General features: G+C 42.3%; 10 protein-coding genes. 6 read left to right on the forward strand and 4 right to left on the reverse strand.

The features are described 5' to 3' along the window. Positions 1 to 27 precede the first annotated feature (27 nt). Complete coding sequence (locus FTV31_RS10390) at positions 28 to 642, reverse strand: carbonic anhydrase (RefSeq protein WP_004783034.1); 615 nt, start codon at positions 640 to 642, stop codon at positions 28 to 30. 309 nt (positions 643 to 951) lie between these two features. Between FTV31_RS10390 and FTV31_RS10395 the strand changes: the two genes are divergently transcribed. Beyond that, positions 952 to 1,989: an alpha/beta fold hydrolase gene (locus FTV31_RS10395; protein WP_180014704.1), complete on the forward strand. Its 1,038-nt coding sequence runs from the start codon at positions 952 to 954 to the stop codon at positions 1,987 to 1,989. A gap of 14 nt (positions 1,990 to 2,003) precedes the next feature. Next, positions 2,004 to 3,011: a hypothetical protein gene (locus FTV31_RS10400; RefSeq protein WP_180014706.1), complete on the forward strand. Its 1,008-nt coding sequence runs from the start codon at positions 2,004 to 2,006 to the stop codon at positions 3,009 to 3,011. A gap of 38 nt (positions 3,012 to 3,049) precedes the next feature. On the opposite strand, the gene FTV31_RS10405 is transcribed toward FTV31_RS10400, so the two are convergent. Together FTV31_RS10405 and nfuA are read right to left on the reverse strand one after the other, a co-directional pair. After that, positions 3,050 to 5,236 (reverse strand): TonB-dependent receptor domain-containing protein, encoded by a 2,187-nt coding sequence (locus FTV31_RS10405; protein ID WP_180014708.1) that lies wholly within the window; start codon positions 5,234 to 5,236, stop codon positions 3,050 to 3,052. 179 nt (positions 5,237 to 5,415) lie between these two features. After that, positions 5,416 to 6,054, reverse strand: coding sequence for a Fe-S biogenesis protein NfuA (gene nfuA, locus FTV31_RS10410; protein WP_004783039.1), 639 nt, complete (start codon positions 6,052 to 6,054; stop codon positions 5,416 to 5,418). A gap of 158 nt (positions 6,055 to 6,212) precedes the next feature. Between nfuA and FTV31_RS10415 the strand changes: the two genes are divergently transcribed. The 3 genes from FTV31_RS10415 to FTV31_RS10425 all read left to right on the forward strand — a co-directional run bounded on the left by FTV31_RS10415 (position 6,213) and on the right by FTV31_RS10425 (position 9,597). Then, complete coding sequence (locus FTV31_RS10415; RefSeq protein WP_004783040.1) at positions 6,213 to 6,830, forward strand: rhomboid family intramembrane serine protease; 618 nt, start codon at positions 6,213 to 6,215, stop codon at positions 6,828 to 6,830. Positions 6,831 to 6,943: 113 nt separating this feature from the next. Then, positions 6,944 to 7,888: an ABC transporter substrate-binding protein gene (locus FTV31_RS10420; RefSeq protein WP_180014710.1), complete on the forward strand. Its 945-nt coding sequence runs from the start codon at positions 6,944 to 6,946 to the stop codon at positions 7,886 to 7,888. A 167-nt stretch (positions 7,889 to 8,055) separates the two neighbouring features. Next, complete coding sequence (locus FTV31_RS10425; protein WP_180014712.1) at positions 8,056 to 9,597, forward strand: hypothetical protein; 1,542 nt, start codon at positions 8,056 to 8,058, stop codon at positions 9,595 to 9,597. Between the two features lie 419 nt (positions 9,598 to 10,016). On the opposite strand, the gene FTV31_RS10430 is transcribed toward FTV31_RS10425, so the two are convergent. Next, positions 10,017 to 11,636 (reverse strand): inorganic phosphate transporter, encoded by a 1,620-nt coding sequence (locus FTV31_RS10430; RefSeq protein WP_180014714.1) that lies wholly within the window; start codon positions 11,634 to 11,636, stop codon positions 10,017 to 10,019. A gap of 516 nt (positions 11,637 to 12,152) precedes the next feature. Here FTV31_RS10430 and metH point away from each other — a divergent pair. Further along, a complete protein-coding gene (metH, locus tag FTV31_RS10435; protein ID WP_180014715.1) occupies positions 12,153 to 15,839 on the forward strand; it encodes a methionine synthase in 3,687 nt (1,228 codons plus the stop codon). Positions 15,840 to 16,274: the final 435 nt, after the last annotated feature.

The following is a 16,274-nucleotide window of genomic DNA, read 5'->3' on the forward strand; positions in this document are numbered from 1 at the left end:
TTAACTAAATCAAATCTTGAAATTTACTTAGAAGTCGAAGAACGTCACTTCACCGGTTTCAAGTGAATATTCTGCACCAATCACCTGTAACTTACCTTTAGCAATCAGGCTTTCTAGAACTGCAGAACCATGACGTAATTGATTTACTGAAGCAAACACATTAGAGCGCACTGCATGTTTAGATAATTTATTCAGGTCATCTTTTAGTTCAGTCTGCATTAGAATTTCAACTGATGGACGTACACGGTTCACAATAGACATCAGATTTGCAGATGGTGGTGTTGCCGGATTGGTTAATGCTTCAATTGTTGAATGAATAGCGCCACAATGCGTATGACCCAAGACAATTACAATCGGACAACCAAAACTTTCTGCTGCGAATTCGACACTGCCGACTTGAGACGGTGCAACAATATTACCTGCTACCCGAATGACAAACAGATCACCCAGCCCCTGGTCAAAAACCATTTCTGCGGGTACACGTGAATCTGAACATCCTAAAACAATAGCAAATGGTTCCTGACTTTCTGCCATCTCAGCACGTTGCTGATGCGATAATAATTTTAAATGCTGCGTTTCACCATTGACAAAGCGCTGGTTACCCTTTTTAAGACGATCTATAGCTTCCTGAGCTGTGAGCATTCTTTTTTACCATCGATGTTTTTAGTGGGAATATCTTACTGCTAGATTTTTTGAATGTCACTTGCAAAAAAAATTAGCTGTAAAATTTTTAGCTCTTTGATGATTTATTGTTCTGGGAATTTTTCTGTGAAGTTCATCACGTTTTTTGGGCATTTTTTTCTGCTCAAGCTAATAATTAACAGATGTACAATATTAAGGAATGCTTTAAAATAAGTGAAAGATTACGATTTGATTCATCTATAAATTGCAAATCGATAACACGGAAGTATTTTGAGCGTTTTTGCTCAGTTTTTTCAGGGGACAGTGCTAATGAAAAAAATAATAAAATTGCGCTCAAAAATTATCTATTCCACTTTAGTCGCTCTAGGTCTCAGCATATCCAGCCTGAGCCATAGCCAATATCTGTTTACGCCGCAGAAAGCCAAGTCTGCCGAAGTTTTACAGCTTTATCTGAGCCAGCAACGCATTCAGGCGGGTCTACAATCCAAAACCTTGAAAGTCGGTGATGTGACCTGGAGTTATAGCGAAGGTGGTGCAAAAAACAAACCCTCGATTATCCTAATTCATGGTCTGGCAGGCACACGCGACAACTGGAACCGCGTCGCCCAGTTTTTGACACCGTATTATCATGTCATCATTCCGGATTTGCCCAGCAATGGCGATACCCGGATTCCAGCAGATTTTGATTTGTCTGTACCCAATGTCACCTCGCAATTACGGGCCTTTGTCGAAACCCTGAAGATTGAAAAGAATCTGCATGTGGCCGGTCATTCTTTGGGCGGCTCAATTGCGACAGTTTATGCATCCCAATACCCTTTCGATACCCAAAGCCTGTTTCTAGTGAATAGTGCCGGCATCTATAAAATGGGCAATACACCTTATACCAAAGACCCGCATGCGCTCAAAGATCTGATTGTCAGTAAACCGGGCGATCTGGAAGATGTCTCCAAACAGCTAATGCAGAATCCGCCAGCGATGCCTTATCAGCTTAGACATGCACAAGAAAAATTGCTGATTTCCCGTTCTGAGCAAACCAGCAAATCGATTGATCAGGTGGTAATGCTCAACCGGCTGTATACGCCTGATACCTTTGCCCGTCTGACCCGTACAGTGGAAGCCCCGACTTTGATTTTATGGGGAAAACAGGACCGGATTATTAATGTCGAAGTGGTAAAAGAGCTATATTCTTTATTGAAACGTGCTGAAACTCCGGTGATTTTAAATAATGTCGGTCATATGCCGATTCTGGAAGCAGAAAAACAGGTCGCCCAACATTATTTGCCTTTCCTGGCCAAGACACAGACCCTAAAAAATCCACTTGCTGATAAACTCATTCCTTTCAATTAAGTTTCAGAGAAGTTATGCAGAAACACCCGATGATTGAGCAGTTGATTGATGCTCAACTTGATTTTCTTGATCAGGTATTTTCTCAATCTGAAACCATTCAAGGCGAGTTTCATGAGTTTTATCTCTGGTTGCGCAAGCAGAACCTAAAAGATCTGTGGAGCTGTGAACTGATCAATCAGCTGCTACAAAAGCAGATTCTGGGTACTGCTGCCAGCTCTTTTCTGATTGAGCAGATTGCTGAACATATCCGGTTCGCACTGGTCCATCCGGCCAATGATACAACCAAAATCGCCAATGTCATTCCGGTACTGACCATAGATAAAATTGCACAATATGTGGCCAGCAAAAGTGGTCATCGTCAGCGCCTGATCAAAGCGGTGGTGAATAATCCTGCTTTTTCAGCCATGATTACGCAACTGATCCAGCATTCAATTCAGGATTATCTGGACAATTCTGTAATAGCCAAGAGTGTGCCGGGCGTTTCCCGTTTTATGAAAATGGGAAAATCTGTTCTGGAAAATGTCACTGATACCAGTCTGGACAACACGGTCGCCCGTTATTTGCAAAAAAATATTTTAAAACTTAGCCAGATGAGTGAGCATGTGCTAAATCAGCACTTCGATGATGAAAAGCTGTATCATTTTCAGGCCAATCTTTGGCATAAGATTAAAGACATGCCGCTTTCCGTACTCAAGAACTATATTGAAACCCAGGATCTGAACCAGACGGTGAGTTTAGGGCACGAGATCTGGGATCATATGCGCCAGACGGAATATATGCAGCAGCAACTGCATGACGGGATTTATACCTGGTATGTACGCAATCAGGAACATACCTTTGACCAGTTATTGCGTGATCTAAATATTGATGAAGCATTGATTCAACATGAACTGAATGAATTGCTGACACCGATTATTCAGCAGATGATTCATCAGGGCTATTTACGTGAACGTGCCCGTGCCTATCTGGAAAAATTCTATTATGCTGAAAATACCTTAAAAATTTTAAAGATTGAAGACTAAAAAAAGCCGCTTTAAAGCGGCTTTTTTTACTTATAAAATTAGAAACGTGTCGTTAAACCAACGAAATAAGTACGACCTTGAATTGAGTAATAATCTTCAGAACTATCGGTAGTTTCCATGGATTCATCAAATAAATTTGATATACCAGCACGCACAGTGACATTATCATTCAAAGTGTAGTTCGCATTCACACCATATAAGGTATAGGCTTTTGCCCACGCATTTGCATCTGTTGTTTCTGTTGTATATTGCTTACCAATATATTGCAGGTTCATTTGCAAAGCGAGTGCATCAGAAGCTTGTAAATCTAGTGCTGAATGAACTGACAGCTCAGGTGTACTGATTAATGCCGCACCAGTATCTAGATTTTTAGATTCAAATAAATAAGTTGCATTTGTTGACCAGCGTGCATAATCAGTCAAATTAACTGCAAAGGTGCCTTCTAGGCCACGAATACGAGCTTTTTCAGCATTATCAGGTGCGATATACCATACGCCTTTCGGATAACGCGGGTCATTAATTTGTTCAGCAGGAATATGCTTAACAGGCATGTTCACCAGTTTGTTATCAAAATCGGTATGGAAATAAGTTAAACCACCTGAATATTTTTCGTCATCATATTGGAAGCCTAATTCATAGTTTGTTGATTCTTCTGCTTCCAGATTAGGATTACCAGTATTATAGCAGTTTACAAACGGATTAGTATTTGCATCATAGCTACTTTGGAAACCGGTAGGATTAGTTACAGGATCATATGTTCCAAATTGAGAAGTACAACCTTTACCACGTGAACCTGTACTGAAACCTGGCGCAGTTTGAACAAGATCAGGAGCACGGAAAGCCGTAGAAACGCCGCCTTTGAATGTTAATGCGTCATTGAAATGATATACACCGTATACACGTGGGCTGAAGTTCGCATCATAGCGTTCATCTTTGTCCAGACGACCACCAATTGTCACATCGAAATTAGGTGTAATACTTAAAATATCTTCAAAGAATAGCGCCCAAACATCAGCCGCTACTGTTGAATCACCTGTGTAATCATTACCATCAATCGAAGGTGCACCATTTGAATCAATACCTAAAGTACGATCATTGGTTAATTCTTCAGAACGGAATTGACCACCTACAGTTAATTTATGCGGCACAACAAAATCAAACGGTAAATTCACTTTAGCATCAACAACAGTTAATTCTGTCTTTTGAACAGTTGGGCTAAATACCCCATCAACTTCTGTTGTAGTACTGCGATCATATTTATTTTTATAAACACTTAGATTTGAACTTCCCCAAGAATATATTCCATCCCAAGCCAGACCAAGACGTTGAGATTCTGTTTCATTTTTATCACCAGCTGAACCTAACCAGAATTCCCCATCAGAAACATTTGGTGCATAGGTCGGATTCGTATTGGTTTGACTACCATAACTACCAAAAAGCTCAAACTGATGATTATCTGTTGGACGGTAAACAAGACTTCCTTCAACCGTATCATTACGCATACCAGTTGTTGAACTTTCAAGATCTTTAACATTCTGGTCAGCTTCACGTTCAGTACGACCTGCTGCAATACGAGCACTCACTGTATCTGTGATTGCACCACTCGCAGTTGCTGATATTTGAAGAGTATCGCCTTCTGTACTATCTGCAGGTTTTTCTAAATTGATAGTCGCTGAGCCACCCCATTCTTGAGCTGTCTTTTTGGTAATAATATTAATTACACCGCCCATCGCATCTGAACCATATAAAGACGACATTGGGCCTTTTACAACTTCAATTCGCTCAATATTCTCTGGATTAATCCAGTTTAAATCCTGACGTTGTAAGTCTGTACGATACGCTGTACGTGATGAATTACCAATACGGCGTCCATCAACCAGAATCAAAGAGTATTCAGAAGGTAAACCACGAAGTTTAATTTTCGCACCTTCACCATTTAGACCCATACCACCTGATACACCAGGTACTTTTGCCAGAAGCTCAGAAATACTTTTTACTGGTTGCTTGGCAATTTCTTCTGCGGTGAGGACTGTAATAGAAGCAGGAGCATCTTTTACATTTACTTCAGAACCACTTGCCGTTACAACAATAGTCTGCAGTTTTGTAGCTTCAGACTGCGCGACTGGTTGTTGCTCTTCAACTGATTTATTTTGTGCTTGTACTGAAGCAGCCAATGTTGAAAGTACAGCAAAAGCTAAAGTCGATTTCATAAACGGCTTGTTCATATCCGAAGGTGCCCCACAGGTAATTTATGAATAAAAAGTGATGAATTTGTGAAGCATTGTAACGAAAAAACATCTAAATGCAATTGTTATTAATAATTATTATCATTAACTTTAGTATTGTTAAAAAAACCTCGAATATTCGAGGTCTTTTTTAAGTTAAACTTAAATAGCTTAAAGACTTATTTGAAATAAGCACCTTCAGCTTGGGTATGGTCAGTCTGGTCAACGACACGTGCCAACTCAGGAATGTGCTGTTTCAAGGTCGTTTCAACGCCTTGTTTTAAAGTCACATCAATTGCTGAACAGCCCTGGCAACCACCACCAAATTTAAGAACCGCAGTTAAGCCATGCTCAGGATCTTCAACCACTTCAACCAGTGCACAGTTACCACCATGACCTGCAAGACCCGGGTTAATTTCTGACTGAAGCACATAGGTAATACGTTCTTCTACAGAGGCATCAGGACCGACACGTGGCACTTTAGAGTTTGGTGCACGGAAAGTCAGCTGACCACCAAAACGGTCTTTATTGTAGTCAATAACTGCATCTAGCAAGTATGGAATTGACGGAGAGTCAATATAGGCCGGAAAATCTGGATATTCCTGCTTATAGTCTGTAGGTACAACCTCATCAGGTGCACTATAAGCCATGCAACATTCAGCGCGCGGTGTACCCGGATTTTCTACAAACACACGTACGCCAATACCTGGTGTATTCTGTTTGTCCAATAGATCCTTTAAATACTCTTGTGCTGTCGGTGTAATCAAAAGATTTGGAATTTCTTCTGCAACCGGAGTGTTGCTGTTCTCAGTCGACATAACAATAATTTCCTCAAGCTGAAGCTGCTATTTTAACTGAAGATGCGGGGTAATTATAAAAATTCAACCAAAATTGTCGGATTTATTATAAAAGTCGCACTTTAGATTTGTTTTAATGGCATGATCATTGTCAAATAGATAGAACCAGAATTACTTATATGCTTGATTTACCTTTTAATCATACTGTCACTATTATTCTGATCACCTGTATTGTTTCTTTTATTGCTTTTTCAAAAGAAACGGTAATGAATCGTTTGATTTTCTGGCCGCCTGCCATGCAACGTGGTCAATATGACCGTTTCATTACCCATGGTTTTATCCATGCAGATGGCACGCATTTACTGTTCAATATGATCACGCTGTTCTTTTTCGGCAGCATTATTGAAAGTTTTTATCGTCAGTATTTATATGATCTGGGCTTTATCCTGTTTTATCTGGGTGGTCTGGTTGCAGCAATTTTGCCAAGTTATCTGAAACATAAAAATGATGCGCGCTGGGCCAGCTTGGGTGCTTCCGGTGCAGTATCCGCGGTTCTGTTCGCTTATATTCTATTTGAGCCATGGAAACTGATTTTCGTGTTCTTTATTCCCGTACCTGCCATTATTTTTGCTGTTTTATATGTGGCCTATAGCATCTGGTCGGGCAAACGCGGCAACAGCAATATCAACCACAGTGCCCATCTTTGGGGTGCAGCGTATGGTGTGGTGATGACGATTATTCTGGAACCACGACTTATTCCGCATTTCCTGAATAAACTAACCCAAATCCCTTTCTAAAGTTTTGAGTGATTAAGGGATAGCAATTATCCCTTTTTTAATCATTCACATATGTAAATGATTTTCATTTCCAAAAATTATGCTAATCTTGTCGCGAATTTAGAGGAATAAACATGAAATTTAAGACTTTAGTACTTGCCACGATATTAGGACTGACAACTTCTTTTACAGTTTCTGCACAGATCACTTTTGACTATAAAAACCAAAATATTCAACTCAAAAAAGTCCCGAAAAAGATCGCAGTATATGACCTTTCAGCACTGGATATCTTGAATGCACTAGGGCTGGAAGCTCAACTGGTGCCTGCAGCAAGCTTTGCAGGCAACTTAAGCAAATATCAGCAAGACAAATTCAACAAAGCTGGTTCACTGTTCGAACCGGATCTCAATGTACTAAAAACTACAAAACCTGATCTGATTATTGTCGGTGGCCGTTCGGCTTCCAAAGCCGAGGCTGTTAAAGGCATTGCTCCGACTTTAGATCTTTCTCCAGATACTAGCCAATATATTACCAATCTGACGGAACGTGCCCATGTCTTGGCACGTGCATTTGGTAAAGAGAAAATTGCTACTGAAAAGCTCGGTAAAATCGCAACGTTACAACAACAGCTTAAAAAGCAGACTGAAGGCAAAACTGCACTGATGCTGTTTGCAGTTGGTGAAAACTTTATGCCACATGCAGAAAATGACCGCTTCGGTTTTGTCTATGAATTAGCAGGGTTTAAACCGGTATTGGACCCCTCTGAACAGTCGGATGCACCCCGTCCAGAAGCAGGCTCTCCAGAAGCATTGAAAGCAGCGGAGAAAAATGTTCAGCGTATTACAGCAGCCGTTGAGAAGAATCCGGATTACATCATCGTCCTGGATCGTGGTGCAGTGAATACCCAGAAATACACCGCTCAGGATAATATTCAGAAACACCCTGCCCTAAAAAATGCCAAAGCCTTGGCAGAGAAAAAAGTGATCTATGTGAATGCTGATGCCTGGTACATCACCGGTGCGGGTTTGGACAATACCGCTTTCATGCTGGAAGAACTGATCAAAGGCACAGCGAATTAATTTTTAACCCATTAATAAAAAGGAAGCTTCAAGCTTCCTTTTTATTTGAAACATCTCGTAATAAATTAAGACCCAAGACTGGAATTTAATGCCAACCCAGGAAGCAACTTAGCAGCGATAATGTATACATCTGTATATTAATTGCTGTAAGTTGCGAGATATTTTGCATGTCCACTTCCCTAGACGGTCTTCAATTTCCCATTTCTGCTTCACAACAAAAACCAAGCACATCGAAAATCGGCCGTAATATTATTTCTGAAGCCTTAGGCGCAGTCGATCCTGTACATGCTACCGCAGCACAGCAGGAAAAGAACTGGCGTAAGCAATATCCGCTGCACTTTAAACATCTGGTTGAAGATGGATTACGCTCTGCGGGTGCAGCACTGAGTATTGCCAAGCAAGGTCTGGAAACTGCACATGCCAGCTTTGAATTTTATCGTGATGGCCAGAAGCATCTACTGAAAGATGTCATGTCTTTACCAGCGCAGAACCTGAATACTTTCCAGCTGAAAGGCCAGTCTGAAAAAGCCCCAGAATGGTATGTGCCCTATCATGGCAAAAAACTGCAAGGACAAGCATTACTGGATCAGATCCAGTCTTGGGAAGAGCATGGTATCGTCGAACCGAGTCATGCCAATGCACTGCGTGAATGTATTGCCCATCCGGAATGGTTTGACCTATCCGATCGTACCACTGTTCTATTTGGAGCCGCTTCTGAAGCAGGTCCACTAACCTGGTTGTCGAAATGGAAAGCTAATATTGTCGCGATTGACCTGCCGAATACTCGTGTCTGGGGCAAGATTTTAGATACAGTAAGTCAAGGCAACGCCACTTTATATGCACCATCAGTTGAAGCGCTTCCTGCTGATACTTCACTGGACATTTTAAAAGAAAAACTGGGGGCTAACCTGCTCACTCAGATTCCTGAAATTGCTCAATGGCTGATTCAGTTTGAACAGGATTTAGACTTGGCGGCAATTGCCTATCTGGATGGTGAAAAGCACGTACGTGTTTCCATGGCGATGGATGCTATTATGAAATATGTCAGCAAGCAGAAAGCCAATACCAGCCTGATGTATATGTGCACCCCGACGGATGTATATGCAGTTCCAGAAGAAGTCGTTCAGGCTTCACAAAGCAAATACCAGCAGTTGTCGAAATTGGAAAGTACCTTAACCAAAGGCATTTCCCTGATTTCACGCAAGCATTTTTTCCAGAAAAATAAGCAGGATCTGTTTAAGGTTGGCGATAAGTCTTATAGTGTTTGTGACTGTCTGGTCATTGAGCAAGGTCCGAACTATGCACTGGCTAAACGCATCCAGCAATGGCGTGCAACATTGGCACGTGCTAACGGGCAGCAAGTGAGCATCAATATCGCTCCTTCAACAACGACTTATTCTGTGACCAAGAATCCACTGCTGAAAGCTGCATTTAACGGTGCCAGCCTATTTGATGTAGAAGCATTCGCTCCTGAAACCACCAATGCGATTATGGCGGCATTGTGGATTCATGACTTACGCAACTCTGAGTCTGTTGCAAATCCTGATGTACAACTTAATCATCCACTTGAATTGATGATGTCAGGCGCGAATCATGGCGGTTTATGGCGTGTGGCTTATCTGGCACGTACTGCTCTGCCTTTTGCTGCGTTATATGGTTTTGCAACGGATAAACTGCCGAAAGGATTGTTGGGTAAGTTGAAGAAGTAATTTTTTCTGAAATAAAGATGAAATCAATTTTATTGGTCAGGCGACATGGATGTCGCCGTTAGGCTGTGATATAGGGACATATCATCAGCCTAACAAAAGATTTTTGTTACCTTGCGAAGTGCACTTCTCATCTTTCAAAAGTAAGACTAAGAAATACTCATTTTTTACATTTAGTTGAAATTTGCTATTAATCCTTCTATTGAAAGTACTTTTAGCCTTCTGATTACCCTCACCCCCTTGCGCAGCAATGCTACTCATCCCATAGGGAGAGGGAGCATCATCCCTTATATTTCTAAAAGCCATGAGATAATAAAAAGTCTCTTATTTTCAGAAAGAAAATCGCTATTTCTTAAGGCTAAAACTTTTCTAGCACCCATAAAAAAACGCTGCATCAGCAGCGTTTTTTACATCGAATCTTCTTAGAAAACTTTCAGAAGAATCCAGTACAAACCACCAGATAAGCAGATCGTTGCTGGCAGCGTAAACACCCAAGCCGATAGTATAGATTTCACCATCTTAAAGTTTAGGCCAGACTTGTTCGCCACCATGGTACCTGCAACTGCAGAGTTTAGAACGTGCGTGGTAGATACCGGCATACCAAAACCATCTGCAGCAGCGATTGTAGACATAGCAACTAGCTCGGCAGACATGCCCTGACCATAAGTCATATGTTCTTTACCGATCCGTTCACCCACAGTCACGACAATTCGTTTCCAGCCGACCATCGTTCCCAGACCAAGTGCCAAGGCTGTTGCCACTTTCACCCAGGTTGGAATGTATTGCAGGAATGAATCCAGGTTGTCGCGATACTCATCAACGGTTTGTTCCTGAGCCTCGCTCATTGCCGGTAAAGCTTCTGCTTTATCCAGACGTTTAAACGCTGTGGTACTCAGGTACATGTCATTACGGAATTCTGAAACTTGTGCTTCTGGAACATCCTTGATATTGCTATAGCTACCAACTTTATCACCCAAATGATCTGTCAGGCTTGCCAATGCAGGAACAACCTCAGCATTCAATTCTTTGGTTTGAATGTATGTGGTAATGATGGCACGTGCTTTTTCGTCTGGAATATCTGCATGCTGCGGATAAATCGCATCAGCCGTTTGCGCAGACAACTGACCAAAAGACTGGATATGTGCTGCATCCAGATTTTTATTCAGTGAATATGCCAAAGGTACACAGCCGATCAAGATCAGCATAATCAGACCCATACCTTTTTGACCATCATTTGAACCATGCGCGAAGCTTACACCAGTGCAGGTAAAGATCAGAATGGCACGAATCAGCGGTGGTGGTGGTTTGTTGCCTTCAGGTGGCTTAAACAATTCAAGCTGCTTTCTGAAGATCTTTTTCACCAGCAGGAATAGCACTCCAGCAAAAGCAAAACCGATCAAAGGTGAAAACAGCAATGCTTTACCAACTTTCAGCACCTGCTCCATATCCACACCAGAAGCGCCACCACCCGAATTCAACAGATAGTTCATGATGCCCACACCCAGAATCGAACCGATCAAGGTATGTGAACTGGAAGCAGGAATACCAAGAAACCAGGTGCCCAAATTCCAGAGAATCGCAGCGATCAGCATGGCAAAAACCATAGCAAAACCGGCACCTGTGCCGACATTCATGATCAGTTCGACAGGCAATAATGCAATGATTCCGTATGCAACAGCACCACTGGCCACCATTACCCCAAGGAAATTACAAAAACCTGCCCACATGACTGCAACGGGTGCAGACAATGCATTGGTATAAATCACGGTCGCAACCGCATTGGCCGTGTCGTGGAAGCCGTTGACGAATTCAAAGCCCAGCGCAATGAATAACGCCGTGCCTAAAAGAATCATTGAATACAGACCGATCGGTGGGACATGAGCTAAATCTGAAGTCAATTGGAAGCCGATATAGATCAGCGTGGAGATAATTAGAGTCAGAAACACCGGCATAAAAAATTTCGGTGTTGGCACATGAACATTGGCCGGCTTATCAGAAGGCGACTGTTGTGCTGAACCTAAGGGAGTTTGATTAGAATTCATGCAAGCAGGAATAGAGGATTCAAGAATCCCCATATTGTTCAGTTAAATTGTGACAATTATATGACAAAGTGCTGTCATATAAACCAGTTTTTTAGACTTTCTCGTTGCCGTTTATCCTGTAACCACATGCTCTAAATTTTAAAAATATATAAATACAATCAAATATTTATTAAAAATAAAACGCTTGAATCACCCGGCTTTATTCATGTTTTGCAATATATCTGATCATTCCTACCCGGCTGTCATATTTCCGAGCCTGTCATATTTGACTAAAGATTAGCTTTGTCATATGACACTCTGATGAAAGCTGCTTACATTTTATTTTCCAGTCGCACACTTTTATCAGAAACTTTAATTTTCAGTTTTCCATCTGTTTTCAGCTTTCTATCTCGGCCTGAGTTTCTTTATCAAATTTTCATATCAAGCATATCCAGCATTCTGTATAAGCACTACAGAAAACTGCGCACTAATCTGTTAAGATTATTGCCGTTTTTGATGCTTACTGAGAAAGTTTGAATGTCCACACTTGCCACCCTAAAAGAACTTCTTGCCAAGAGAATTTTAATTATCGATGGTGCGATGGGTACCATGATCCAGCGCCATAAATTGGAAGAAGCCGATTATCGTGGTGAGCGTTTTGCTGATTGGGCATACGACCTTAAAGGCAATAACGACTTACTTGTGCTGACTCAGCCACGGATTATTCAAGGCATTCACGAAGCGTATCTTGAAGCCGGTGCCGATATTATTGAAACCAATACCTTTAACGGCACCCGTGTTTCAATGTCTGACTATCACATGGAAGATCTGGTTCCTGAGATCAACCGTGAAGCAGCACGCCTGGCTAAAGAAGCTTGTGCAAAATATTCAACGCCTGAAAAACCACGTTTTGTGGCAGGTGTAATTGGTCCGACATCACGTACTACGTCGATTTCACCAAATGTAAATGACCCTGCCTTCCGTAATATCACTTTTGACGAATTGAAAGTGAATTACATCGAATCAACCAAGGCCTTGATTGAAGGTGGTGTCGATATCATCCTGATCGAAACCGTATTCGATACTTTAAACGCCAAAGCTGCCATCTTTGCAGTGAAAGAAGTGTTTAAAGAACTGGGCACTGAATTGCCAATCATGATTTCCGGTACGATTACTGATGCATCTGGCCGTACATTAACGGGCCAAACTGCGGAAGCGTTCTGGAACTCAATGCGTCATGCAGAACCGATCTCGATTGGTTTCAACTGTGCACTGGGTGCAGATGCAATGCGTCCACACGTAAAAACTGTGTCTGATGTGGCGGGTACTTTTGTGTCTGCGCATCCAAATGCCGGCTTACCAAATGCTTTCGGTGGTTATGATGAAACGCCGGAAGAAACTGCAGCCTTCATTAAAGAATTTGCTGAAAGTGGTCTAATCAACATCACCGGTGGTTGTTGTGGTACCACTCCCGATCACATCCGCGCGATTGCTCAAGCAGTTGAGGGTATTGCTCCGCGTCAGGTCCCTGAAATTGAACCAGCATGTCGTTTAAGTGGTTTGGAACCATTTAACATTACCAAAGATTCATTGTTCGTGAACGTCGGTGAACGTACTAACGTCACTGGTTCTAAAAAATTCCTGCGTCTGATCAAAGAAGAAAACTTCGCTGAAGCACTAGATGTTGCGCGTCAACAGGTTGAAGCTGGTGCACAGATCATCGACATCAACATGGATGAAGGCATGCTCGATTCAGAAGGTGCGATGGTGCACTTCCTGAATCTGGTGGCATCTGAACCTGATATTTCACGTGTGCCAATCATGATTGACTCATCAAAATGGGAAATCATTGAAGCAGGTCTGAAATGCGTCCAAGGTAAAGCCGTTGTTAACTCAATCTCCTTAAAAGAAGGTTATGACGAGTTTGTAGAACGCGCCCGTCTCTGCCGTCAGTACGGTGCAGCCGTGATCGTCATGGCATTCGATGAAAATGGTCAGGCCGATACTGCACAGCGCAAAAAAGAAATCTGTAAGCGTTCTTATGACGTGCTGGTGAATGAAGTAGGCTTCCCATCTGAAGACATCATTTTCGACCCGAACGTGTTTGCGGTAGCAACCGGTATCGAAGAACACAACAACTATGCAGTCGATTTCATCGAAGCAACTGGCTGGATTAAACAGAACCTGCCAAATGCGATGATTTCTGGTGGTATCTCCAACGTATCTTTTTCATTCCGTGGTAATGAACCGGTACGTGAAGCGATCCATGCGGTATTCCTGTACTACGGTATCCAGCAAGGTTTAACTATGGGTATTGTGAATGCCGGCCAACTGGCTATTTACGATGACATCGACAAAGACCTGAAAGATGCAGTTGAAGATGTAATCCTGAACCGTAACCAGGGCGAAAGCGGCAATGAAGCAACTGAAAAATTGCTTGAAATTGCTGAGAAATACCGTGGTCAAGGCGGCGCGCAAAAAGCCGAAGAAAACCTTGAATGGCGTAATGAATCAGTTGAAAAGCGTCTTGAATATGCGCTAGTCAAAGGCATCACGACTTATATCGACCAAGATACTGAAGAAGCTCGCTTGCAAGCCGTTCGTCCACTCGATGTCATCGAAGGTCCATTGATGGCCGGTATGAATGTGGTCGGTGACTTGTTCGGTGCCGGTAAAATGTTCCTGCCACAGGTGGTGAAGTCTGCACGTGTGATGAAACAGGCCGTGGCCTGGTTGAACCCGTACATTGAAGCGGAAAAAACTCAAGGCGAAGCCAAAGGTAAAATCCTGATGGCGACCGTAAAAGGTGACGTGCATGACATCGGTAAGAACATCGTCGGCGTTGTTCTTGGCTGTAACGGTTATGACGTGGTCGACCTTGGTGTCATGGTGCCATGTGAAAAGATTCTGCAAACTGCGATTGATGAAAAAGTTGACATCATCGGTTTGTCTGGTCTGATCACCCCTTCTCTGGATGAAATGGTATTCGTTGCCAAAGAAATGCAGCGTAAAGGCTTTAACATTCCATTGATGATTGGTGGTGCGACGACTTCTAAAGCGCATACTGCGGTTAAGATTGCCCCGCAATACCAGAATGATGGCGTGTACTACACAGCCGATGCTTCTCGTGCGGTGGGTGTAGCAACTCAATTGCTATCTGCCGAAATGAAACCAAAACTGGCAGCAGACTATGCAGCGGATTATGAAAAAATCCGTACCCGTCTTGCCAACAAACAGCCGAAAGCAGCGAAGCTGTCTTATGCTGAATCGGTTGAAAATGGTTTTAAAATTGACTTCGACAAGAATGCGCCATTTAAACCAAACTTCATCGGTTCACAAACTTTCACCAACTATCCTTTAGAAACTCTGGTTGAATACTTTGACTGGACACCATTCTTTATCTCATGGAGTCTAGCGGGTAAATTCCCGAAAATCCTTGAAGATGAAGTCGTTGGTGAAGCAGCACGTGACCTGTATGCACAAGCGCAAGCGATGTTGAAAGACATCATCGACAATAAACGTTTCGATGCGCGTGCAACGTTCAGCATCTACCCTGCAAATCGTACTGGTTCAGATACGGTTGCCGTGACTGATGAAACTGGCAATGTAACGCATACTTTTGAGCACTTGCGTCAGCAATCTGACAAAGTGACCGGTAAAGCGAACTATTCATTGGCTGACTTTATTGCGCCTAAAGATGTAGCTCAAGATTACCTCGGTGGCTTTACGGTTTCGATCTTCGGTGCGGAAGAGTTATCTCAGGAATATAAAGCCAAAGGTGATGACTATAATGCAATTATGGTTCAAGCCTTGGGTGACCGTTTTGCGGAAGCCTTTGCAGAGCATCTGCACCAGCGGATCCGTAAAGAGTTCTGGGGCTATCAGGCAGATGAAACTCTAGACAATGATGAATTGATCAAAGAGAAGTATGTCGGCATCCGTCCTGCACCGGGCTACCCTGCTTGTCCTGAACATTCTGAAAAAGCACCATTGTTTGACTGGTTAGGTACTACTGAGAAGATGGGTACTTACCTGACTTCTAGCTTTGCGATGTGGCCACCTTCATCAGTCAGCGGTTTCTATTATGCGAACCCGCAAACTGAATACTTTAACGTAGGCAAAATCTCTGGCGATCAGCTGGAAGATTATGCGAAACGTAAAGGCTGGACACTGGATGAAGCAAAACGCTGGTTAGCGCCAAATCTGGATGATTCAGTGGTTTAAGAGCCCTCTAATTTAGAGAAGAAAAAATCCCCTCTAATGAGGGGATTTTTTTGTTTTTAATCTCCCCTAACCCCTCTTTTTCAAAGAGGGGGACTTTCACGTATCAATTTAATTACGTGACAGCTCCTCCCTTTTTAAAGGGAGGTTGGGAGGGATTAAACAATCGTGTAAATTGAATTATACTAAACTCTTAAAATTAAAGTAATTTTTACAATTATGGATCAATTTAATACCAGAGAATTAGCCTCAATTACATGGGGAGCCATACTTATAATGGCTTTAATAGATCTCTTTCATAAATCAAAAAACGATCTTCTTTTTGGTTAATATTTGCACTCCGGACTTCTTAGCATTCGTGCATAATCTGCGGATGAAATACATCGATTCAAACAAGCTTTCTGATCCTCAGTTCAAGCGATACACAGGCATCTCATG

This window comes from Acinetobacter sp. YH16031, from assembly GCF_013417335.1.
Classification (GTDB): domain Bacteria; phylum Pseudomonadota; class Gammaproteobacteria; order Pseudomonadales; family Moraxellaceae; genus Acinetobacter.